This is a genomic window from Flavobacterium sp., assembly GCF_046073885.1.
Lineage (GTDB): Bacteria > Bacteroidota > Bacteroidia > Flavobacteriales > Flavobacteriaceae > Flavobacterium.
On record NZ_JBJTND010000013.1, the window covers coordinates 1 to 22,532 of the forward strand.

At 36.1% G+C, this 22,532-nt stretch carries 22 protein-coding genes and 1 pseudogene; 4 read left to right on the top strand and 19 right to left on the bottom strand.

Going from position 1 to position 22,532, the window contains the following annotated elements:
- From paaZ to ACKOWY_RS01895, 12 genes and pseudogenes are all read right to left on the bottom strand, one after another.
- A partial coding sequence (gene paaZ / locus ACKOWY_RS01840) for a phenylacetic acid degradation bifunctional protein PaaZ (protein WP_408939739.1) occupies positions 1 to 1,625 on the bottom strand: 1,625 nt, incomplete at its 3' end.
- A gap of 46 nt (positions 1,626 to 1,671) precedes the next feature.
- A complete protein-coding gene (gene pcaF / locus ACKOWY_RS01845; protein ID WP_408939740.1) occupies positions 1,672 to 2,874 on the bottom strand; it encodes a 3-oxoadipyl-CoA thiolase in 1,203 nt (400 codons plus the stop codon).
- Positions 2,875 to 2,951: 77 nt separating this feature from the next.
- On the bottom strand, positions 2,952 to 3,425 hold the full coding sequence (locus ACKOWY_RS01850) for a hypothetical protein (RefSeq protein WP_408939741.1): 474 nt from the start codon (positions 3,423 to 3,425) through the stop codon (positions 2,952 to 2,954).
- A gap of 142 nt (positions 3,426 to 3,567) precedes the next feature.
- Entirely contained in the window at positions 3,568 to 3,975 is a 408-nt protein-coding gene (locus tag ACKOWY_RS01855) for a PaaI family thioesterase (protein WP_408939742.1), read from the bottom strand.
- A gap of 37 nt (positions 3,976 to 4,012) precedes the next feature.
- Entirely contained in the window at positions 4,013 to 5,164 is a 1,152-nt protein-coding gene (locus ACKOWY_RS01860) for a 3-hydroxyacyl-CoA dehydrogenase NAD-binding domain-containing protein (protein WP_408939743.1), read from the bottom strand.
- 1 nt (position 5,165) lies between these two features.
- A complete protein-coding gene (locus tag ACKOWY_RS01865; protein ID WP_408939744.1) occupies positions 5,166 to 5,951 on the bottom strand; it encodes an enoyl-CoA hydratase-related protein in 786 nt (261 codons plus the stop codon).
- Positions 5,952 to 5,958: 7 nt separating this feature from the next.
- A complete protein-coding gene (paaD, locus tag ACKOWY_RS01870; protein WP_408939745.1) occupies positions 5,959 to 6,456 on the bottom strand; it encodes a 1,2-phenylacetyl-CoA epoxidase subunit PaaD in 498 nt (165 codons plus the stop codon).
- 13 nt (positions 6,457 to 6,469) lie between these two features.
- Positions 6,470 to 7,234: pseudogene (paaC, locus tag ACKOWY_RS01875) on the bottom strand (1,2-phenylacetyl-CoA epoxidase subunit PaaC); the annotation flags it as partial.
- Positions 7,235 to 7,302: 68 nt separating this feature from the next.
- Positions 7,303 to 7,587, bottom strand: coding sequence for a 1,2-phenylacetyl-CoA epoxidase subunit PaaB (gene paaB, locus ACKOWY_RS01880; protein WP_240034599.1), 285 nt, complete (start codon positions 7,585 to 7,587; stop codon positions 7,303 to 7,305).
- A gap of 74 nt (positions 7,588 to 7,661) precedes the next feature.
- Positions 7,662 to 8,618, bottom strand: a complete 957-nt coding sequence (gene paaA / locus ACKOWY_RS01885) for a 1,2-phenylacetyl-CoA epoxidase subunit PaaA (protein WP_408939746.1) — start codon at positions 8,616 to 8,618, stop codon at positions 7,662 to 7,664.
- 49 nt (positions 8,619 to 8,667) lie between these two features.
- Entirely contained in the window at positions 8,668 to 9,741 is a 1,074-nt protein-coding gene (gene paaE / locus ACKOWY_RS01890; protein WP_408939747.1) for a 1,2-phenylacetyl-CoA epoxidase subunit PaaE, read from the bottom strand.
- A 101-nt stretch (positions 9,742 to 9,842) separates the two neighbouring features.
- The gene (locus ACKOWY_RS01895) at positions 9,843 to 10,412 is read right to left on the bottom strand and encodes a TetR/AcrR family transcriptional regulator (protein ID WP_408939748.1); all 570 of its coding nucleotides are present in this window, start codon (positions 10,410 to 10,412) and stop codon (positions 9,843 to 9,845) included.
- Between the two features lie 102 nt (positions 10,413 to 10,514).
- Here ACKOWY_RS01895 and ACKOWY_RS01900 point away from each other — a divergent pair, with 102 nt between their 5' ends.
- Positions 10,515 to 10,823, top strand: coding sequence for a rhodanese-like domain-containing protein (locus ACKOWY_RS01900; RefSeq protein WP_408939749.1), 309 nt, complete (start codon positions 10,515 to 10,517; stop codon positions 10,821 to 10,823).
- 1 nt (position 10,824) lies between these two features.
- Here ACKOWY_RS01900 and ACKOWY_RS01905 read toward each other — a convergent pair whose 3' ends face one another.
- Positions 10,825 to 11,772, bottom strand: coding sequence for a GSCFA domain-containing protein (locus ACKOWY_RS01905; RefSeq protein WP_408939750.1), 948 nt, complete (start codon positions 11,770 to 11,772; stop codon positions 10,825 to 10,827).
- Positions 11,773 to 12,402, bottom strand: a complete 630-nt coding sequence (locus ACKOWY_RS01910) for a TrmH family RNA methyltransferase (RefSeq protein WP_408939764.1) — start codon at positions 12,400 to 12,402, stop codon at positions 11,773 to 11,775.
- Positions 12,403 to 12,604: 202 nt separating this feature from the next.
- Between ACKOWY_RS01910 and purB the strand changes: the two genes are divergently transcribed.
- Both purB and ACKOWY_RS01920 read left to right on the top strand, forming a co-directional pair.
- Positions 12,605 to 13,948 carry an adenylosuccinate lyase gene (purB, locus tag ACKOWY_RS01915; RefSeq protein ID WP_408939765.1) on the top strand — a complete coding sequence of 448 codons (1,344 nt, stop codon included), beginning with the start codon at positions 12,605 to 12,607 and terminating at the stop codon, positions 13,946 to 13,948.
- Between the two features lie 129 nt (positions 13,949 to 14,077).
- Entirely contained in the window at positions 14,078 to 16,630 is a 2,553-nt protein-coding gene (locus ACKOWY_RS01920; RefSeq protein WP_408939751.1) for an AAA domain-containing protein, read from the top strand.
- A gap of 57 nt (positions 16,631 to 16,687) precedes the next feature.
- Here the strand turns inward: ACKOWY_RS01920 and guaB are convergent, their stop codons facing one another.
- The 3 genes from guaB to ACKOWY_RS01935 form a co-directional block, all read right to left on the bottom strand.
- Complete coding sequence (gene guaB / locus ACKOWY_RS01925; RefSeq protein WP_408939752.1) at positions 16,688 to 18,160, bottom strand: IMP dehydrogenase; 1,473 nt, start codon at positions 18,158 to 18,160, stop codon at positions 16,688 to 16,690.
- Positions 18,161 to 18,429: 269 nt separating this feature from the next.
- Positions 18,430 to 19,293, bottom strand: a complete 864-nt coding sequence (locus tag ACKOWY_RS01930) for a hydroxymethylglutaryl-CoA lyase (RefSeq protein WP_408939753.1) — start codon at positions 19,291 to 19,293, stop codon at positions 18,430 to 18,432.
- 20 nt (positions 19,294 to 19,313) lie between these two features.
- Positions 19,314 to 20,333, bottom strand: coding sequence for a quinone-dependent dihydroorotate dehydrogenase (locus tag ACKOWY_RS01935; protein WP_408939754.1), 1,020 nt, complete (start codon positions 20,331 to 20,333; stop codon positions 19,314 to 19,316).
- A 67-nt stretch (positions 20,334 to 20,400) separates the two neighbouring features.
- Here ACKOWY_RS01935 and rlmH point away from each other — a divergent pair, with 67 nt between their 5' ends.
- Complete coding sequence (rlmH, locus tag ACKOWY_RS01940) at positions 20,401 to 20,874, top strand: 23S rRNA (pseudouridine(1915)-N(3))-methyltransferase RlmH (RefSeq protein ID WP_408939755.1); 474 nt, start codon at positions 20,401 to 20,403, stop codon at positions 20,872 to 20,874.
- Between the two features lie 99 nt (positions 20,875 to 20,973).
- Here the strand turns inward: rlmH and ACKOWY_RS01945 are convergent, their stop codons facing one another.
- Together ACKOWY_RS01945 and folP are read right to left on the bottom strand one after the other, a co-directional pair.
- A complete protein-coding gene (locus tag ACKOWY_RS01945; RefSeq protein ID WP_408939756.1) occupies positions 20,974 to 21,606 on the bottom strand; it encodes a hypothetical protein in 633 nt (210 codons plus the stop codon).
- Position 21,607: 1 nt separating this feature from the next.
- Positions 21,608 to 22,432, bottom strand: a complete 825-nt coding sequence (gene folP, locus ACKOWY_RS01950; protein ID WP_408939766.1) for a dihydropteroate synthase — start codon at positions 22,430 to 22,432, stop codon at positions 21,608 to 21,610.
- Positions 22,433 to 22,532 lie beyond the last annotated feature (100 nt).

The window sequence follows — 22,532 nt, forward strand, 5'->3', positions numbered from 1 at the left end:
GACATGCCCGGTTGAATGTCTTCCCAGTGGTATTGAAACGGGTGTTGGGTAATTTCTTTATATTTTGAATTCGGCTGATAAATACCCGTAATTTCGGTTAATGTGGTTGGCGAACCTTGAACCGCACAACGCTGCATATAATGTTTGATGCCTCGAACTCCGCCCATTTCTTCTCCACCTCCGGCACGACCAGGACCACCGTGAACCAATAGTGGCAACGGCGAACCATGACCGGTGCTTTGCTTGGCATTTTCGCGATTCAGCCCCAAAATTCTTCCGTGATGTGTGGCAGCATTGATGACATATTCTTTGGCAATTTCATCCGAATTGGTAACGATGGAAGATACTAATGAACCTTTACCCATTTGGGCTAATTCGATTGCTTCATCTAAAGTTTTGTATGGCATTATCGTTGATACCGGACCAAAAGCTTCGGTTTCGTGCACGGCTATATTTTTGAACGGATTGTCTTCGCGCAATAACATTGGGCTGATAAAAGCACCTTTATCATCGGCACCGATTAAATTCAGTTTATCAAAATCGCCATAAACAATGGAAGCGGTTTTTGAAATTTCTGAAACTCTGCTTTTTACTTCGATTACCTGATCTTTAGAAACCAAAGCACCCATGCGAACTTCTTTTTGTCTTGGGTCACCGATAGTAACCTTGTCTAGTGCTTTTCCGAGTGCCATTTGAACATCGTCCATCAATTTTTCAGGTACAATTATTCGGCGGATAGCAGTACATTTTTGACCACATTTTACGGTAATTTCGCTTCGGGCTTGATTGATAAACAAATCAAATTCGGGTGTACCTGGCACCGCATCTTCTCCTAAAATAGAAGCATTTAACGAATCGGCCTCCATGGTAAACGGAACCGCTTCTTGTATAATTCTTGGATGTGCTTTTAGCAATCTTCCGGTTGCTGCCGATCCTGTAAATGTAATTACATCCTGGCTTTCAACAGTGTCAAATATATTTTTAGCCGTACCTGAAATTAATTGCAATGCGCCTTCCGGCAAAATATTCGAAGCTATAATTTCTCTCACTACGGCTTCTGTTAAATAAGCAGTAACAGGTGCTGGAAGCACAACAGCTGGCATTCCGGCCATCCAGTTAACGGCACATTTTTCTAACATTCCCCATATAGGAAAGTTGAACGCATTGATGTGAATGGCAACTCCTTTTTTCGGAACTAAAATATGATGTGCCATAAATCGACCCCCTTTAGACAAGTCAATTGGATCCCCTTCTACATGATACGGCTGATTGGGAAATAACTTTCGCAAGGACGCATTGGCATACAAATTCCCAAAACCTCCTTCTATATCAATCCATGAATCAACAAGTGTCGCACCGGTTTTATAACTAATTTCGTAGAACGCTTCTTTGCGTTTGGTTAAATATAGCGCCAAACTTTTAATCATATTTCCGCGTTCTTGGAAAGTCATTTTGCGTAATTTCTCGCCACCTTTGGTTCTTCCATAATGTAAAATAGCAGGAATATCCAATCCTTCCACCGAAGTTTCTGCGATGAATTCACCGGTTACCGCATCATAAGACGCTTTTCCTTCGCCAGTTGCCGAAGTCCATTTTCCAAGTACGTAATGTTGTGTTTTATTCATATTTTCTATTTGATTGTTGATTCAAAAAAGTTCAAAAATCGTTAATCTATACTCTTTCAATAATTACTGCATACCCTTGTCCAACCCCAATACACATGGTAATTAAGGCATATCTTTTTTGGGTTAATTGCAACTCTAACGCAGCTGAATATAAAATTCTAGCACCGGTTACACCAAGTGGATGCCCTATTGCAATTGCGCCACCATTTGGATTTATTCTTGGGTCTTTGTCTTGCAATCCCAATTCGCGAATGCAAGCAATACTTTGCGCTGCAAATGCTTCATTTAATTCAAATACATCCATTTGATCTAGAGTCAAACCTGCTTTTTCTAAAGCTTTTTTGGAGGCATCCACAGGTCCGATTCCCATAATTCGTGGCTCTACTCCCACCACTGCCGAACTTACAATTCGCGCTAAAGGATTCAAGTTGTATTTTTGTACCGCTTCCGCAGAAGCGATAATCGTTGCTGCCGCTCCATCGTTCAACCCTGAAGAATTTCCTGCAGTTACGCTTCCGTCTTTTTTGAAAGCAGGTCGTAATTTGGATAACCCTTCTAAAGAAGTAGATGGTTTTACAAACTCATCTTTTGAAAACTGGATGGAATCGCCTTTCCGTTGTGGAATTTCAACGGCTACTATTTCTTTTGCTAGTCTTCCAGAAGCCTGAGCTGCGGCTGCTTTTTGTTGGCTATGCAAAGCAAAAGCATCTTGGTCTTCACGAGTAATATTATATTTTTCAACTAAATTTTCGGCGGTTTCACCCATTGCATCGGTACCATACATGGCGTGCATTTTAGGGTTTACAAAACGCCACCCAAAACTTGAATCATACATTTTAGAATCGGTTCCATAAGCAGTTGATGGTTTGGAAACCACCAACGGTCCGCGTGTCATATTCTCAACTCCACCTGCAATGAAAACGTGTCCGTCTCCTGCTTTAATAGCACGACTAGCATGAATAATTGCCGACAATCCTGAACTACAAAGGCGGTTTACGGTTTCACCAGGGACGGTATAAGGCAATCCTGCAAGAAGCAACGACATTCTTGCGACATTGCGATTGTCTTCACCGGCTTGATTGGCGCAACCTAGAATTACGTCATCGTAAGCGTCTTTTGGAATGCTTGGATTATTTTCTACTACCGTTTTAATTACCAAAGCACCTAAATCATCCGCGCGAACCGCTGACAATGTACCTTGATAACTTCCAATTGGAGTTCGAACTCCGTCTATGATGTATGCTTCCATTTATGTTGTGGGTTGTGGGTTGTGGGTTGTGGGTTGTAGGTTGTAGGTTGTACAACTTTGAACTCATATTTGTTTTTCTATTTATTAATTATTGCAGAAAGAAATGCTTTCTCTATAATTGGTTTATAATAATTTTCTCTTTCAGTTGGATAAAAACATACAAAAGATATTGAAGAATTATCATCATTTTTTTTACTATAAATTATAATTATGTTTTCTTTATTTTTTGAAAATTTCTTTATAAATAAAACATTTACTCCATTTATTACTGTGCTTCCTTTATCAATATTTTCAGATACATTCATTTGCATATTAGTATTCATTTTTTCAAAAGACATTAAAATCAATTTCGCTTCAATTGCTGATTTTTGATCTTTTGTATAATATGAATTCCCTTGCTTAATGGCATAAACAGTACTGTCAATAATAATTTTTATTTCTATGTCTTTTTTAATATTTTCTGATTTTTCTTTTATAATAGAATTTCCTTCTACTTGACAAAAGGAATTGATACAAAAAAATAATAATCCTATCAATAATAATTTCTTCATTTGTTATTTTTATTATCTATTCAATACGTTTACTTTTTAGCCCTGATGCAAGGGAAAAGCCTCGCCTTTTTTTGGCGGGCTTTGGAAAGGCAGCAGGAAATACCATTACTGAAAATGCCCGAGCCATTCGCTTCAAATTATTCTACTCTTCCCAATCTTTACTGGTTCTGTAAACCACACCTTTGAAAAGTGCTACCATTTCTGTTCCTCTTTTCACTTCGATGATATTGAATCCTAATTTATTATTTACTTTTTCTATGACTGATTCAGCTGTTAAATAATCGCCTTCGTTTACTGCTTCAATATGATTGATTGAAGTTTCGATGGAAACTGCAAATTTTCCATGCGTATTAGCGGCAAACCCAAAAGCAGTATCTGCCAAAGAATAAGTGATACCGCCATGTGCTTTGTTCATACTGTTGAGCATTTCTTTACGAACTATCAAGGCAACTTTGCAACGACCTAGCTCGCATTCAAGTATTTCGATGCCGAGCCATTGACTATAGGCATCTTGAGAAAGCATTTTGTATGGTATTTTTGTTCCTTCCATTTTTTATTATTAATACCTAAAAGGTTTTGGAAACCTGTTAGGATATGAATTTTTTATTTTCTTTTGCCATTCGGCGTAAAATTGGACTGCAACGGTAACGATCTTCATGGTATTCATAGTAAAGTGCATCTAATTTTTCTACGCACCAATCAATTCCGAGTTCATCGGCCCAAGCCAACAATCCTTTTGGATAATTCACTCCCTTAGTCATGGCATTATCTATATCTTTTGCGGAAGCAATATTTAAAAACAAAGTATCGGCTGCTTCATTAATTAACATTACAATTACTCGTTCAAAAATTGCTTTTGCAAGTGTATTATTTTCTGTAGGTTTTGGTAATTCTGATGAATAATCATAAAAACCTCTTCCTGTTTTTCTTCCTAAAAATCCTGCTTCTACCAATCGTTTTTGTGTGAAAGATGGTTTAAACTTTGGATCAAAATAAAAGGCGTTGAAAACCGTTTCGGTGACAACATAATTTACATCATGTCCGATAAAATCCATTAATTCAAAAGGGCCCATGCGGAAATTACCTTCGGTCTTTAAAGCCCAATCGATTGTGGCAAAATCAGCCATTCCTTCTTCATAAATTCGGATACTTTCACTATAAAATGAACGCGCAACTCGGTTTACAATAAACCCCGGAGTGTCTTTGGCAACAGCCACAACCTTCTTCCAATTGGAGATGATTTGCACCGCTTTTTCTAACACTTCGTTGCTGGTTTGCACGGCAGGAATAACTTCCACTAGTTGCATTAAGGGTGCCGGATTAAAAAAGTGAATTCCAATGACGCGATCTGGAGTTTTACAAGACGCAGCAATGGAAGCTATTGAAAGTGACGAGGTGTTGGATGCCAGAATGGTGTCTTTTGAGACCAGTTCTTCCAATTCGGAGAATACCTTTCGCTTGACTTCTAGATTTTCAACAATGGCTTCTATAACCAAATCCGAATCGGCTAAATCGTGCAGAGAACTTACATACGAAATATTGCTTTGGATTCGGTTTTTCTCGACTGAATCCATTTTTCCTTTTTCAACCAATTTAGATAAAGTAACTTCCAAAGCAGACTTACTTTTGGATAAAGCCTCTTGATTTAAATCGAATAATTTTACAACACAACCAGCAGTAGCAGCTACTTGTGCGATGCCGCTTCCCATGGTTCCGGAACCTATTACTGAAACATTCATATTAATTTCCTTTAAATTCAGGTTTTCTTTTTTCAACAAAAGCTGTTACTCCCTCGTTGTAATCGTTGGATGAGCTGGCTTCAATTTGCAAATCAGATTCCAACTTTAATTGTTGCTCTAAATTGTTATGCATCGATTGGTTCAACAATCTTTTGGTTAACCCAATGGCTTTGGTTGGCATTTGAGCTAAATTTTCTGCAAGAGTTTTTACTTCTTCTTCAAATAATGCGATAGGGAAGATTTTATAAATCATTCCCATAGTTAATGCTTCTGGGGCAGTTACTTTATCGCCTAACATCATTAAGGCTGATGCTTTTTGGAAACCAATTAATCTTGGTAAAAAGAAAGTTCCAGCGCTATCGGGTACTAATCCAATTTTACTAAAAGCCTGAATGAAACTGGCTTGTTCAGAAGCCACTACAATATCACAAGCTAAAGCGATATTCGCTCCTGCACCTGCGGCTACTCCGTTTACAGCTGCAATAATTGGCTTTTCGATAGTTCTTATTTTTTGAATAATTGGATTGTAATGCTCCTCCAATATTTTACGAAAACCCGGGTTTAACTCCGGGTCGGTTACTTCTTTTAAATCTTGTCCGGCGCAAAATGCCTTTCCGTTTCCGGTTAAAACTAGAGCGCGAACATTGGAATTTGTGTTGCAATCATCTAATGTTGTTTGCAATTGCAAAGCCATTTCTCGATTGAAACTATTAAAAACTTCAGGTCGGTTGAGTGCAATCCACGCAACATTATTTTCAATTCTAACTTCGATTAAATTACTGCTCATAGTTGTGTTATTTCAAACATTTAAAATAATCAAATGGTTCCAGACATTCCTCGCATTGAAAAAATGCTTTACAGGCAGTAGACCCAAATTGACTTATTAATTTCGTATTAAGTGAACCGCATTGCGGACATTTAACTAATTTTTTATTTCCTAGAAGTGCTTCTTTATCTGCCTCTGCAGATAAGGGTGCTGCAATTCCGTATTTTTCTAATGCTACTCTTCCTTTTGGAGTAATCCAATCGGTGGTCCAAGCAGGAGAAAGTATTAATTCGACTTTAGTTTCATAACCTTCTTTATGGAATGCCGCTTTGATATCATCGCCAATTACATCCATGGCAGGACATCCGCTGTAGGTGGGTGTAATTGCTACCTCAACTATTCCGTTTATGAATTCGGCAGATCGCACCACTCCCATTTCCACAATAGACAAAACCGGAATTTCTGGATCGGAGACCGTTTCCAGAATTTCAAATAGTTTTTGATCAATTTGCGGGAGTGCTGTCATAACGATTTATTTGTTACCAAGTCATGTTAGGATACGTGCGTTGCATGTACTGCAATTCGGATAAAATGTATCCCATATGCTCGCTATGAATTCCTTGTTTGCCTCCTTTTTGAAAATATTCAACCACTGGAGTTTGCAAAGAAGCTTCATCCAAAACACTGCTTACTTTTTTGTAATAATTTGATTTTAATAACGAGGTATCCACACCAATTCCTTCGGCAACCATTGCTTTATCGGCATCGGTTTGGTGAAATAACTCATCGGTGAAAATCCATAAATTGTTAATCGCTGTTTGGATTCTGTTGTGGCTTTCTTCGGTTCCATCACCTAATCTTTTTATCCAATCGGAAGAAAATCTGGTGTGGTATAAAACCTCTTTGATACTTTTTTTAGCAATTGCAGAAAGCATTTCGTCTTTGCTGTTTTGTAATTCTTCCAATAAGGCTAAATGAAAAACATCAAACAAAAATTGTCTGGCTATAGAATACCCAAAATCGGTGTTGGGTTGCTCTACTAAAAGTACGTTTTTATATTCTCTTTCCAATCGCAAGAACGCAATGGTATCTTCGGTTGCTTCACCGCCCTGCATTTTTGCAACATATTGGTAGTAACTTCTCGTTTGGCCTAATAAGTCAAGAGAAATATTGGTCATCGCGATATCGGTTTCAAGACTTGGTCCGTGGCCGCAAAGTTCCCCCAGGCGTTGTCCTAAAATAAGGGCATTGTCTGCAATACCAAGAATATATTGAATTAAGTTGTTCATTCGTTTTGAGTTTTGAGTTTTGAATTATAAGCTTTAGGCAGAATAAGTATCTCCTAATTTATAACTCACAACCCTTAATTGTTTTACATGTGTTTTAACTCTTCTGGCAATTCGTAGAAGGTTGGGTGACGGTAGGCTTTATCCATTGCTGGCTCAAAAGTTTCGCCATTATTTTCTGGATTGGATGCCGTGATTTGAGCCGATGGCACTACCCAAATGCTCACACCTTCCATACGACGCGTGTATACATCGCGCGCATTTTCAAGCGCCATAGTAGCATCACTAGCATGCAAACTTCCGCAGTGGCGGTGCTCTAATCCGTTTTTACTTCTAATAAATACTTCCCAAAGTGGCCAATTCTTCATAATTATGAATTTTAAATTAGGAATTCTGAATTCTAAAATTTTGCTTGAAAATATTCTAATTCAAAATTCGTAACTGTTTATATTGCTTGTTTTTCTACTTTATTTTCTTGTTTTTCGGCGTAAGCCATAGCAGCATCTCTTACCCATTCCCCCTCCTTATATGCTTTTACTCTTGCATCAATGCGTTGCTTGTTACATGGACCATGCCCTTTAACTACTTGCCAAAATTCATCCCAATCCAAATCTCCAAAATCATAATGTTTTCTTTCTTCGTTCCATTTTAAATTTGGATCCGGAATAGTTAAACCTAAAATATTAGCTTGCGGAACTGTTTGATCAACAAAGGCTTGACGCAATTCGTCGTTGGTTTTTCTTTTTAATTTCCATTTTACCGATTGCTCAGTATTTGGAGATTCGGCATCGCGTGGGCCAAACATCATTAAAGATGGCCACCACCAGCGGTTCAGCGAATCTTGTGCCATAGCTTTTTGCTCTGGAGTTCCGTTACAAAGAGTCAATAAAATTTCATATCCTTGGCGTTGGTGAAAACTTTCTTCTTTACAAATACGCACCATAGCACGAGAATAAGGTCCGTAGGAAGTTCCCATCAAGGCAACTTGATTCATGATGGCTGCACCATCTACCAACCAACCCACAGTTCCCATATCTGCCCAAGTCACAGCCGGATAATTAAAAATACTTGAATATTTTGCCTCGCCTGAATGCAATTGCTCAAACAACTCATCTCGAGTTATTCCCAAAGTTTCGGCAGCGCTATACAAATACAATCCGTGACCTCCTTCGTCTTGAATCTTAGCCAATAAAGCTACTTTTCTTCTTAATGAAGGAGCGCGGGTAATCCAATTTCCCTCTGGCAACATTCCAACAATTTCGGAGTGTGCATGTTGTGAAATTTGACGAATGTGTGTCTTGCGATACTTTTCGGGCATCCAATCTTTTGGTTCAATTTTTTCATCGTTATCAATACGAGCCTGAAACAATAATTCTAAATTTTTTACTTCTTGATTTGACATAATTCTTTACAATTTATTTGATTCTTATTGGATGTATATTTTCTATTATTTAAATTCCAAAATCGACTACAACCTTCTTAGATGTTGGAACGGCCTGACAACTCAAAATATAATTTTTAGCCAATTCATCCTCTTCTAACGAGTAATTCAATTTCATTTCTGCTGTTCCTTCCACCACTTGACATCGGCAAGTACTGCATACACCACCTTTACAGGCGTAAGGTAAATCGGCTCCCGCTGCAATGGCTCCGTCTAGAATATTATCAAAGTCATCGCCCATTACAAAATGGAATTCTTTTCCACCATCAATGATCGTAACTTCGGTTCCTTCAACTTTTTTCTCTACAATTTTAGTAATTCGAAGTTTGTCTTCTGCAGTTAATCCTGTAGTAAATAATTCATAATGGATTTTTTCTTTTGCTAGTCCAGCGGCAGTTAATTCATCACGAATTAAGAAAATCATTTCTTCTGGCCCGCAAATAAAACAATCATCGGTTTCTTTAATGTCAATGATTTTATCGGTTAACACCTGAATTTTTTCTTTTGTAAAACGGCCATTAAATAACTCTGCCGAACGGTGTTCTTTGGTTAAAAAATAAAATATTTCAAAACGGTCAAAATAGATATTTTTTAACTGCTCTAATTCTTCTTTAAAAATGATTGATTTTACAGTGCTGTTTAGATAAAACAATTTGAATGTGCTTTTTGGCTCTTTGGCCAAATGGGTTTTTATGATAGAAAGCATCGGTGTAATTCCGCTACCCGCTGCAAACGCAATGTAATTTTTTGAGGCTTCTGGATTTAATTCAGTACAAAAAGTTCCGTGTGGTGGCATCACATCAAGTGTATCTCCGGCAGCAAGTTGGTTATTTGCAAAAGTTGAAAACAAACCTCCGTTGATTTGTTTCACAGCAACCTGCCATTTATTATCTATCGGGCTCGAACATAAAGAATACGAACGACGCACTTCCTTGCCTTCAAGCTCCGTTCTTAATGTTAAATATTGCCCTTGCTTGTATTGAAATTCCGATTGCAATGCCTCAGGAACATCAAAAGTTATTACCGAGCAATCCTTGGTTTCTTTGTAAATATCTGCAATTGATAATGTATGAAATTTTGCCATAAAATTCGTATTAATCCAAACTAACAACCGTTAGTTTACTATGCAAATTTACTAAATTTTTAATACAATACGAAAACGTTGTACTTTTTAGCAATTGTTTATTAGGCAATTCCGTTGATAAGCACCTTAATCATGTTGTCGGAAAGTGATTTTGAACTCAAGCTATTGGTCTTATTATACCAGATATACAACGTTCTCAAAGTGGAAAGTATGGAGAAAATAATAACATCGATGTTGTAATTTTTTAGCTCTCCATTTGCAATTCCTTGTTTTACAATTGCTTTAAAATTATTTTCATAATCTTTTCTCATTTTAAGAAAATGGGAAAGTTTATCATCGGTTAGGTGCATCCAATCGTTGTTTAAGCAAGCCAATGCATCCGGATTTCTGAGGGTAATATCAATATGCAATTGGATAATTCGCTCTAATTTGGCTATCGTAGAAGCATCCGATTTTAAAACTTCATCCATAATATAGGTGAATTCTTCGGCAATTTCGATGACAATCAAAACCAAAATTTCTTGCTTTGATTGGATGTGATTGTAAAGACTTGCCGCCTTGATATCCATAGCCTGAGCAATATCCCGCATGGTCACAGCGCTGTATCCTTTTTCTTTAAAAAGTTTGGCCGCAATGGCAATAATTTCCGATTTTCTGTCTGTAATCTTCATACGATTTCAAATATAAATAATATTTCGACTTGCGTAACCTTTGTTACAAAATTGACGAAAGAAATACTTTTAATTTGCAGTATAATTAAATTAAAATTAAAAATGGGATTATTAAGCATGTTAGGTTTAGGCGGAAAATCAGAAAGTGTTGCCGAATTTATAGAAAAAGGAGCGGTTATTGTTGATGTTCGAACTCCAGGCGAATTTCAAGGCGGACATATAAAAGGCGCCAAAAACATTCCGTTGAATGTATTATCAGACAAAATTTCGGAAATAAAAAAATGGAACAAACCTGTAATTGCATGTTGTGCCAGTGGCATGCGAAGCGCTCAAGGAACTTCAATTTTAAAATCAAACGGAATTGACGCTATGAATGGCGGCGGCTGGAGCAGTTTGCAAAGCAAATTATAAACTAGAATTTCATAAAAGGAAATTGCGCCTCTAATTGCGCACTTTTCTCCTTTAGTTTTTGAAGAAATTTAGTGTGGCTTGTTGATTCGGGATGAAACGGTCGATGGGCCATTCCTTTTTGGATGCTTTCCACTTCTTGCATGATTTGTTGCGCTTCTTGGGTAACACTGCTTTCGCAAAAGCGTTCCCAGATATAATCGATAGCAACTGCATTGGGATGCAATAAATCTTGAGCATAAAATCGGTAATCGCGCAGCTCGTCCATCACAATTTCATAAGAAGGAAAGTAGCTTGCTGATGGAATTTTAGCAATAGAAGTGTGTAATGCAGAAATCAAATTGGCTTTACTTCGTTGGTTTTCTACAAAGCCGTCTTTAATGTGACGCACCGGCGAAACTGTAAAAACCACTTGGCAAGTTGGATTATATTTTTGAATTAAATCCATCGAATTATGAATCGCTGCTTCAATTTCGTTAACCGATAAAAGGCGTTTGTCAAATTGGTCTTGTGCTACTTTATGGCAATTGGCAACCACAACTCCGGTTTGTTTTAATAGGTAAACCCATGAAGTTCCATAGGTAATATATAGATGCGTTGCAGCGGCTAAGTTCGAATTCATTTCAGTCACTAACCGATTTAAATTCGACAGCATTTGCTCTTTATTTGGATGACTTAAATCGGAATGCACTTCATAACAATGCCATAATTCGTTATGAAAAAACAAATCGGTTTCAGTGAAATAATTCAAATGAATTGCACGGGCTAATATATTTTCAATAGCAATCGGATTGAAAATAATTCCGAAAGGATTGGTTGTACTTTGGAATTTATAATAGTCGAATTTTTCACGCATATTTTCGGCAAAACACGAACCCAAAGAAACTATTCGAGCAGAATAATCAATCGGGCAATTGGATTTTGCAATCGGAATTTTGGTAGTGAAATTCATTTATTTCGTTTTATTTTCGGTGTGGTACCATTCTTCAATTCGCTTACTATCTTTTATCGAATTCTTGGCCCATTGCATTCTTTTTTCTAGAATTTCTTGTTCAGATAATTGCCAAGGGATATCCGATTTGCGCAAACGACTCATCAAATTTTGGATAATAATCGCTGCCGAAACGGATATATTCAAACTCTCGGTAAAACCCACCATGGGAATTTTTAAAAACCCGTCTGCTTTTTGAAGTACCTCTGCCGATAATCCTTCTTTTTCGGTCCCAAAAAACAAAGCGCTGGGTTGGGTAATATCAAAATCATCCAGCTCACAATCATCGTGGTGTGGCGTAGTTGCAATTATTTGATAGCCTTTATTTTTTAAATCTGATATGCAATTTGTAATGCTATTATACCGATTTACATCCACCCATTTTTGGGCACCCATTGCAATTTCTTTATCGATTGATTTGGTGTAGCGTTCTTCAATAACATTAAGCTGCTGAATTCCAAAAACCTCACAACTGCGCATCACTGCACTGGTATTATGCAGTTGAAAAACATCTTCAATAACCACCGTAAAATGATTGGATCGATGGGCAAGCACTTGCTCAAAGCGTTCTTTTCTATTTTCGGTTAGCATGTTTTCTAAAAAAGCGAGGTATTCTAAATCCACTTAATTCGGCATTAATTTTGACAAAAATAGTAAAATTGAAGTAGTAAAATTAAATATTCAATTTAGAGCCACGTTGCCAGAGTCATTTTTGATAAAAAAATTAAAAAAGGAGTATCCAAGACTGAACACTATTGCTTACTTTTGCAACTTGAAACTACAACACAACACCATGCAACTAACGGAATTAAATGCTATTTCACCTATTGACGGAAGATATAGAAGTAAAACAGTTTCCCTATCGCCCTACTTTTCTGAGGAAGCGCTTATTAAATATAGAGTATTAATAGAAGTTGAATATTTTATTGCGCTTTGCGAATCACAATTGCCACAACTAAACGGAATCAAAGAATCGGTTTACGGAGATTTGAGAAAAATATATAATAATTTCTCTACCGAAGATGCGCTTTGGATTAAAGAAACCGAAAAAACTACCAACCACGATGTGAAAGCGGTAGAATATTTCATAAAAGACAAGTTTGAATCTTTGGGCTTGAGTCAATACAAAGAGTTCATCCATTTCGGATTGACTTCACAAGACATCAACAATACAGCGATACCGTTATCGGTTAAAGAAGCATTTGAAAAAGTGTATTTACCAAGTTTGATTTCGGTTATTTCTAAGTTAAAAGAGCTTTCTGTAGAGTGGAAAGACGTTCCTATGTTGGCTAGAACCCACGGGCAACCGGCTTCCCCTACGCGTTTAGGAAAAGAAATGTTAGTTTTTGTAGAGCGTTTGGAAGAGCAAATGCGTTTGTTATTCAACATTCCGTTTGCGGCTAAATTTGGTGGTGCTACCGGAAATTACAACGCACACCATGTAGCCTATCCAACTACCGATTGGAAAAAATTCGGAACCGATTTTGTAGAATCTACCCTTGGATTGCACCACTCGTTTCCAACGACACAAATTGAACATTACGATCATTTTGCAGCGTTTTTTGATGCTTTAAAACGAATCAATACCATCATTTTAGATTTGGATCGCGACATCTGGACCTATGTTTCGATGGATTATTTCAAACAAAAAATCAAAGCGGGTGAAATTGGATCTTCGGCGATGCCTCACAAAGTAAACCCAATTGATTTTGAAAATAGCGAAGGAAATTTAGGAATTGCGAATGCGATTTTTGAGCACCTTGCCGCTAAATTACCGGTTTCGAGATTGCAACGCGACTTAACCGACAGCACTGTTTTGAGAAATATAGGCGTGCCTATGGGGCATACCTTAATTGCCTTTGAAGCTACTTTGAAAGGATTGAACAAATTGCTATTGAACGAGCCAAAGTTTCACGAAGATTTAGAAAAAAACTGGGCAGTAGTTGCTGAGGCTATTCAAACTATTTTAAGAAGAGAAGGATATCCAAACCCTTACGAAGCATTGAAAGGATTGACTAGAACCAACGAAGCCATAGATAGAAATGCAATTCATTCGTTCATTCAAACTTTAGAGGTTTCCGATGCAATTAAAGCCGAATTAATGCAAATTACTCCAAGTAATTTTGTGGGGATTTAATTTATGGAATCTTAATTAATATAAAAATCACATCCAATGGATGTGATTTTTTTTTTTAGATTTGTTAATCAATAATAGTTGGGGTTATAGAAATACATGTATTAAGAATAACCAAAAACAATTTAAAAAATGTCGCTTAAAAGAGAACTTATCTATATTGATGGTGAAAATGTAACCGATAGAGTTGAAAAATATTCTTTTAAAGAAGACAGATGTATTGTAGTATTCAAAAAAAGCAAAAAAGAGTTTTCATACAGCAAAAAAAGAGCAAAAATTGAACGAACTGCAGTTAGTGAAGACAAAGCTTTTAATGTTTTCAATTATTTAAAAGAAATTGCAGAAACAATTGGTTTAATAACTGACGAAGGCGAAAATATACTTGCAAAAAGTTATAATAACATTTCTGAAATCCCAAAAGAATCTATACTTACAAGTTTTTTAAATGGCTGTATTTCAACAAACAATAGTAATTCAAGTAATCCTGTTTTTTTTCCTTTTGGCTTTAATTTAAGTCAAAAAAATGCAGTTAACAATGCGTTTTCAAACAATTTAAGCATAATTGAAGGTCCGCCAGGAACTGGCAAAACGCAAACCATTTTAAACATTATTGCGAACGCAATTTTAAACGGACAAAGTGTTGCTGTGGTTTCAAGTAATAATTCTGCAACAAAAAATGTTTATGAAAAACTAGAAAAAAACGGTATTGGATTCATATCAGCACTACTTGGAAATTCTCAAAACAAAAAAGAGTTCATTGAATCACAAAAAGAAATTCCAGACTTATCACAATATTACTTAGCCGATACTCAAAAGAAAGAAATTAAAGCAAAAACATTAAAGCTAGTTACACAACTTTCAGAAAATCTTGAAAAGAAAAATGAGTTGGCATCATTGAAACTAGAAATTGAAAATATAATTACTGAACACGAGCATTTCAAAGAAACATTTAAGGGTCTAAATGAAAATAATATAGAATTTCTTAAATATAATTCACCAGATAAGATACTTAAATTATGGATTTTACTTGAAACTCTAAACAAAAAAAGAAAGAAAATTGGTTACATCAGAAGAATCATTTATCAAATAATATTTGGCATTAAGGAAAAATCATTTTTTTTAAATTCATTGGATGAAATGATTTCTATTTGTCAATTAAATTTTTACAAATTAAAAATCCATCACCTTTCAAAAAAAATTAATTCCATAGAGTTATCATTAGAAAATTTTGCGTTTGACAACAAAATGAAAGAATATACTGATTTGTCAATGCAACTTCTAAGAGCAGAATTATTCACCAGATATAATCAACAAAAAAGAGAACCCTATAAAATATCAGAACTACGCTATAATTCAAACAAATTTATAAAAGACTATCCTGTTATTATGAGTACGACTTACTCACTAAGACAGAGTTTGTCAGAAAATTTTTTCTATGACTATTTAATTATTGACGAATCATCACAAGTAGATTTGGCTACGGGTGCTCTTGCATTATCTTGTTCAAAACGTGCTGTTATTGTTGGTGATTTAAAGCAGTTGCCTAATGTGGTTGATACAGATATGCAAATAAAAACTGATTTTATATTTAATTCATATAAATTAAAATCAGCTTATCAATACTCCAATCATAGCTTACTCGCTTCTATAATTGAATTAATACCAGATATCCCAAAAACACTACTAAGAGAACATTATCGTTGCCATCCTAAAATAATTGAATTTTGCAACAAGAAATTTTATGACAATCAACTTATTGTACATACAGAAGCAAAAAACAATCGACAACCACTAGTAGTTTACAAAACTACAAAAGGCAATCATGCAAGAGAAAAAATGAATCAAAGGCAGATTGACATAATTAAAGAAGAAATTATTCCTAATGAGAAACTTGAAAATATAGATCTGGGCATTGTTACACCATATCGTAATCAAACTAACGAATTACAAAGAACATTTCTAGAAACTTTTATAAAAGCGAACACAGTTGACAAATTTCAAGGTAGAGAAAATGAAGTAATTATTATTTCAACAGTTGATAACGAAATTTCAGATTTCACAGATAATCCGAATCGATTAAATGTTGCAGTATCTAGAGCAGTTGAACAATTAATATTAGTTGTTAATGGAAATGAAAATGAAAAAGATAACAACATTTCTGACTTAATAAAGTATATAGAATATAACAACTTTTCAATAGTTAATAGTGATTTAAATTCAATTTTTGATTTGTTATATAAAGGTTATGAAGAAGAAAGAGCAAAAGCTATTAATAAGTCAGGTAAAGTTTCAGAGTTCGATAGCGAAAATTTAATGTATAGTTTAATTAAAGAAGTTTTAGCAAAAGATAATTTTTTGAGATATGATTTATTAATGCATTTTCCAATTAGAAGACTTATTAAAGATTTTACTAAGTTAGACGAAAAAGAAACAAAATATGCTATGAATCCATGGACACATTTAGACTTTTTAATTTACAATAAACTTGGTAAAGTTCCAATTCTTGGAATTGAGGTTGACGGCTTTAAATTTCATAAGAAAGGAACACAGCAAGCGGAAAGAGATAAAATGAAAGATGAAATTTTAGATAAATATAATTTTCCAATTTTACGATTCAAGACAAATGAAAGTAACGAAAAAGAAAAACTAATTAACAAACTAAATGAACTACAAACAATAAAATAACTAAGCAAATAACTTCCAAGTAATCAAACAAAAAAGTCGCTTTACAGCGACTTTTTTTTATCTCGAATAATTTGGAGCTTCTTTGGTAATGGTAACATTATGCGGGTGGCTTTCCCCAATTCCGCTAGCGGTAATACGAACGAAGCGTCCGGTTTCTTGCAGTGTAGGAATGTCTTTGGCACCACAATAACCCATTCCGGCACGCAAACCGCCAATAAATTGTTGCATGCTTTCGTTTAATTCTCCTTTGTATGGCACGCGCCCTACAATTCCTTCGGGAACTAATTTTTTAATATCGTCTTCTACATCTTGAAAGTAACGGTCTTTAGAGCCTTCTTGCATGGCTTCCACCGATCCCATTCCGCGATACGACTTGAATTTTCTTCCTTCAAAAATAATAGTTTCTCCTGGGGATTCTTTGGTTCCTGCTAATAAAGATCCCAACATAACACAATCAGCTCCTGCAGCTATCGCTTTCGGAATATCACCTGTGTAACGAATTCCACCATCGGCAATTACTGGAACTCCAGTCCCTTTTAAAGCCGCAGCCACTTCAATAATTGCAGAAAATTGGGGAAACCCAACACCAGCAACTACTCGGGTGGTACATATCGACCCTGGTCCGATCCCTACTTTTACCGCATCGGCACCATTAGCAACCAAATATAAAGCCGCTTCTGGCGTAGCGATGTTACCCACTACCACATCCAATTCTGGAAATTTATTTTTAACTTGTTTTAATACATCCACCACTCCTTTGGTATGTCCGTGAGCGGTATCAATAATTACGGCATCAACACCAGCATTTACTAAAGCTGTAGCGCGTTCTACCGCATCGGCAGTAACTCCTAACGCAGCAGCAACTCTCAAACGACCGAACTTATCTTTATTTGCATTCGGTTTTTGTGTAAGTTTAGTTATATCTCTAAAAGTGATTAGGCCAACCAATTTATAGTCGGCGTCTACCACAGGAAGTTTTTCAATTTTATTTTTTTGCAAAATTCCCTCTGCTTCTTGCAAAGTAGTCCCCACAGCAGCGGTAACTAAGTTATTGGAAGTCATCACCTCAACAATAGAGCGCGAATTGATTTTTTCAAAACGCAAATCACGGTTGGTTGCAATTCCTTTTAAGATTCCGTTTTCATCTACCACCGGAATTCCGCCAATTCCAAATTCTTTCATGGCTTGTTTGGCATCACCCACCGTTGCAGTTAATGGCAATGTTACCGGATCAATAATCATTCCGGCTTCGGCACGCTTTACTTTTCTCACTTTGGCCGCTTGTTGCTCGATGGTCATGTTTTTGTGTAACACACCAATTCCGCCTTCTTGTGCCATAGCAATTGCCATAGAACTTTCGGTTACGGTATCCATAGCTGCAGAAACGATAGGAACATTCAATGTAATGTTTTTAGAAAACTTAGATTGGATACTCACTTCACGCGGTAAAACCTCAGAATAATTCGGGATAAGCAGAACATCGTCGTAAGTAAGACCTTCGCCAACGATTTTAGTTGTATGTGCTTTCATTGCAATTTGTTGTAGATGTTAAATTGCATGCAAATATAGGCAAAATTTTGGAGTGAGCATTGTGAAGCTGGAAGTTTTTTTTATTTGTTCTTCGAGAAGCTCAGACGGACAAATGAACCGATAGTTTTGTATAGGTCTCGACATGCTCAGACTGACTAGCGAACAAATAGTTTTGGAAAGGTCTTCGACAGGCTCAGACTGACAACTAAATAAATAGATCTGTATAAGTCTTCGACAAGCTCAGACTGACAGAGCAGTTCAAAATAATTTTAGTGAAATTCCCCAAATAATCTTGAAGCCACATTATAAGCGCTTTCAAAACTCATCGGACTCGTGCCGGTATCGGCTTTTTGCTGAGTGAAATAGGAAAGCATTTTTTCGGTGGGCATGTTACCCGTTAAGTCGTCTTTAGCCATGGGACAACCACCAAAACCTTGGATTGCACCGTCATAACGGCGGCAACCAGCTTGGTAGGCGGCATCAATTTTTTCAAACCATTTATCGGGTGTGGTATGCAAATGCGCGCCAAATTCAATAGCGGGGTATTTCGGAATTAAATTGGAAAATAAATAATCAATCACCTCGGGTGTAGAACTTCCAATTGTATCTGAAAGCGAGATAATTTTTACTCCCATACCGGCTAATTTTTCGGTCCACTCCCCTACAATATCCACATTCCAGGGGTCTCCATACGGATTTCCAAACCCCATAGAAATATAAGTCACCACTTCTTTTTTGCTTTTGTCGGCAATCTCCAAAATCTCTTTAAGGGTAACGATGCTTTCGGCAATGGTTTTATGGGTGTTTCGCATTTGAAAATTCTCCGATATCGAAAAAGGAAAACCCAAATATTGAATTTCTTTATGCTGAGAGGCCGAAACGGCACCTTGTGTATTGGCGATAATAGCTAATAATTTGCTGTTGGTTTGGGATAAATCCAATTGGGCTAAAACCGCTGCCGTATCTTGCATTTGCGGAATGGCTTTTGGCGATACAAAACTTCCAAAATCAATTGTATCAAAACCTACCCTTAGCAACGACTGGATATAATCTACCTTGCGTTCGGTGGGAATGAAGGCCTTGATACCCTGCATAGCATCGCGCGGACATTCTATGATTTTGATTTTGTTCATTAAGTCAAAGGTAGAAAAGTTTAAAGATTTTTCAACAGTTCTTTATTGATATCTCGAACTAATTTTGGACCTTCATATATAAATCCGGTGTACAACTGAACCAAACTCGCTCCGGCTTGCAATTTTTCCATTGCATCTTGAGCCGAGTGAATTCCGCCGACACCAATAATAGGGAATGATTTATTGCTTTTTTCCGATAGAAAACGAATCACTTCCGTTGAACGACTGGTTAACGGTTTGCCCGACAATCCTCCTGTTTCAACTTTATTTTCCGATTGTAATCCTTCTCGAGATAAGGTGGTATTGGTTGCAATAACACCCGCAATTTTGGTTTCATTTACGATTTCGATGATATCCAAAAGTTGGGAATCGGTTAAATCAGGAGCTATTTTTAAAAGGATTGGTTTGTGATTGCTCGCTTGTAATTTATTATTTTCTAAGGTTTGCAATAACTTTTTAAGCGGCTCTTTTTCTTGCAGTTCTCTTAAATTTGGCGTGTTGGGAGAACTCACATTTACCACAAAATAATCAACATACGGAAACAAGGTTTCAAAACATATTTCGTAGTCGTTTACCGCATCTTCATTGGGTGTTACTTTATTTTTTCCGATGTTACCACCAATTAAAACGCCTTTGTTTTTTTTCAATCGTGCGACAGCTTCTTTAACTCCGCCATTATTGAATCCCATTCGGTTGATGATAGCCGAATCTTCTTTCAATCGAAACAAACGTTTTTTTGGATTACCCTCTTGCCCTACCGGAGTGAGTGTTCCGATTTCGATAAATCCAAAACCAAAATTAGAAAGCTCGTTATACAACTTGGCATCTTTATCAAAACCTGCTGCTAATCCCACCGGATTTTTAAATTTTAATCCGAAAACTTCCGTTTCCAATCGTTTGTCTTCCACTAAATATAATGCTCTAAAAATAGCAGGAAAACCAGGAATTTTTGATAAAAAACGAATTAGTGAAAAAGTAAAATAATGCACTTTTTCGGGATCAAATAAAAAAAGTATCGGGCGAATGAGTATTTTATACATAGCGTTTCGTTGTGTGCTACAAAAATAGAAATCAATTTGTAGATTTGTACTTTAATTTTCAAATAAAATGAACATAAAACTTTTAGCTATTGGCAAAACCGACAATAAATCACTTCAATCTTTGATTGATGAGTACACCAAAAGGTTGTCGTTTTATATCAAATTTGATTTGGAAATTATACCGGATATTAAAAATGTAAAGAATCTTTCGGAAGCCCAACAAAAAGAAAAAGAAGGCGAATTGATATTATCAAAAATTTCGGCAACCGATCAATTGATTTTATTGGATGAAAACGGAAGCACTTTCTCCAGTGTAGCTTTTTCAGAATATTTGCAAAAGAGAATGAATGCCGGAGTTAAAACCTTGGTTTTTGTAATTGGAGGACCTTATGGGTTTAGTGAAGAAGTTTATAAAAAAGCACAAGGAAAAATTTCGCTTTCGGCAATGACTTTTTCGCATCAAATGGTTCGACTTTTTGTAATTGAGCAGCTGTATCGAGGGTTTACGATTTTAAAGAATGAACCGTACCATCATCAGTAGGGGTCTTGGGTTTTGGGTTCTAGGTTTTAGGTTCTGGGTAGAGAAACTATATCCCCAAAGTTGTCCTACTAACGAAGGAAGAGTCTCTTTGTGAATTCACTAATAGACAAAGCGTGTTGGAAAGGAATTTAATGACAAACTTGCCAATTTTAAATTCCAAATAATAATTTCATTTTTTATATAAGTATCGTAACTGCAATTCTTATCCAAACAGAAATTGATTTTTACGGATTTATCTTTTGAAACATTTTCTAAATAATTTGATAATTCCTCTTTTTTTACCTCAACTCCTTCCACTATTACTTTATTGTTTTTAGCAAAATAAACAATCACACCAGTTTTTGGTTTTCCAATCACATATTTCACTTTTGTAAATGGTAAAAAAGCCATAGTCTTTTTCACATCATTTGCATACGAAAAAAAGTTTTCGGCGGCTTCATTTTTGTGCATGCTTCCCTCCTTTTTGGCTTGTAATTTTATCAATTCCGGAACTACCAAACGCAAAGGCAAGCGCTTGTCGATATTGAAAATCCAATTAGTTGAACTTATCGAATTTTTTCGGTTGACTTCAGCGATAGTATCTTTGCCTTCTACTTTGAAAAATATATAAATGGGCGAATGTTCTTGCACATCGGCAACGATTGTTTTATTGGCTTTTGGCAATTGAATTTCCTTATTTCCTTCGCAAGAAAGTAGTAATAAAGCGAACGCTATTCCAAAAAAGTATTTCATTTTAATAGTTTAATTTATTGAATAACTGAACGCATTCTACCGCTTCTTTCACATCGTGCACGCGAAGAATTTTGGCGCCTTTTAGCAACGAAATGGTATTCAATGAAGTGGTGCCGTTTAGCGCAAATTCGGCTGAAGTGTCTAATGTTTTATAAATCATTGATTTTCTAGAAAGCCCAGCTAAAATTGGCAATACAGTAATTTGAAATAAATCCAATTTATTAAGCACTTCAAAATTTTGGTCCACGGTTTTTGCAAAACCAAAACCCGGATCGAGAATCAAATCGTTAATTCCGAAACTTCTAGCAAGTGCTATTTTTTCTGAAAAATAAAACAACATTTCTTTTACAATATTTTCATATTGCGCCAAAGATTGCATGGTTTGTGGTGTTCCTTTCATGTGCATCATGATGTAAGGCACTTTCAACTGACCCACAGTTTCCATCATTTTGACATCTAAATTTCCTGCTGAAATATCGTTAATAATTGCTACGCCATTTTCAATAGCAGCTTGTGCCACTTTACTTCTAAAAGTATCAATTGAAATAACGGCATTTGGAAACACTTTACTGATATTTTGAACCACAGGAAGAATGCGCTGTAATTCCTCTTTTTCAGAAACTTCCTCGGCATTGGGCTTACTCGAATAACCACCCACATCAATAAAAGTGGCACCTTCGGAAAGCATTTTTTCAACCTGATTTAATATCGCTTTGGCTTCAACATGTTTTCCGCCGTCATAAAATGAATTGGGCGTCACATTGAGGATTCCCATCACTTTTGGGGAAGTCAAATCAATCAATTTTCCGTTGCAGTTTAGTGTCATCATTTTGCGTTATGCTCAAGTCAATATGCTTTAAAGGAATTCAGCTTATTGCTTATTGCTTATTTTTTATTTACTTTTGAAAAATATATACAAAGATACC

Coding starts and splice junctions, on each gene's coding strand:
- ACKOWY_RS01850 (WP_408939741.1), bottom strand. CDS start 3,425: ATGAAGAAATTATTATTGATAGGATTATTATTTTTTTGTATCAATTCC.
- guaB (WP_408939752.1), bottom strand. CDS start 18,160: ATGAAAGCACATACAACTAAAATCGTTGGCGAAGGTCTTACTTACGAC.
- ACKOWY_RS01855 (WP_408939742.1), bottom strand. CDS start 3,975: ATGGAAGGAACAAAAATACCATACAAAATGCTTTCTCAAGATGCCTAT.
- paaD (WP_408939745.1), bottom strand. CDS start 6,456: ATGACAGCACTCCCGCAAATTGATCAAAAACTATTTGAAATTCTGGAA.
- ACKOWY_RS01945 (WP_408939756.1), bottom strand. CDS start 21,606: ATGAAATACTTTTTTGGAATAGCGTTCGCTTTATTACTACTTTCTTGC.
- paaA (WP_408939746.1), bottom strand. CDS start 8,618: ATGTCAAATCAAGAAGTAAAAAATTTAGAATTATTGTTTCAGGCTCGT.
- rlmH (WP_408939755.1), top strand. CDS start 20,401: ATGAACATAAAACTTTTAGCTATTGGCAAAACCGACAATAAATCACTT.
- ACKOWY_RS01935 (WP_408939754.1), bottom strand. CDS start 20,333: ATGTATAAAATACTCATTCGCCCGATACTTTTTTTATTTGATCCCGAA.
- folP (WP_408939766.1), bottom strand. CDS start 22,432: ATGACACTAAACTGCAACGGAAAATTGATTGATTTGACTTCCCCAAAA.
- ACKOWY_RS01900 (WP_408939749.1), top strand. CDS start 10,515: ATGGGATTATTAAGCATGTTAGGTTTAGGCGGAAAATCAGAAAGTGTT.
- ACKOWY_RS01910 (WP_408939764.1), bottom strand. CDS start 12,402: ATGCTAACCGAAAATAGAAAAGAACGCTTTGAGCAAGTGCTTGCCCAT.
- ACKOWY_RS01860 (WP_408939743.1), bottom strand. CDS start 5,164: ATGAATGTTTCAGTAATAGGTTCCGGAACCATGGGAAGCGGCATCGCA.
- ACKOWY_RS01895 (WP_408939748.1), bottom strand. CDS start 10,412: ATGAAGATTACAGACAGAAAATCGGAAATTATTGCCATTGCGGCCAAA.
- pcaF (WP_408939740.1), bottom strand. CDS start 2,874: ATGGAAGCATACATCATAGACGGAGTTCGAACTCCAATTGGAAGTTAT.
- ACKOWY_RS01865 (WP_408939744.1), bottom strand. CDS start 5,951: ATGAGCAGTAATTTAATCGAAGTTAGAATTGAAAATAATGTTGCGTGG.
- ACKOWY_RS01930 (WP_408939753.1), bottom strand. CDS start 19,293: ATGAACAAAATCAAAATCATAGAATGTCCGCGCGATGCTATGCAGGGT.
- ACKOWY_RS01905 (WP_408939750.1), bottom strand. CDS start 11,772: ATGAATTTCACTACCAAAATTCCGATTGCAAAATCCAATTGCCCGATT.
- ACKOWY_RS01920 (WP_408939751.1), top strand. CDS start 14,078: ATGTCGCTTAAAAGAGAACTTATCTATATTGATGGTGAAAATGTAACC.
- purB (WP_408939765.1), top strand. CDS start 12,605: ATGCAACTAACGGAATTAAATGCTATTTCACCTATTGACGGAAGATAT.
- paaE (WP_408939747.1), bottom strand. CDS start 9,741: ATGGCAAAATTTCATACATTATCAATTGCAGATATTTACAAAGAAACC.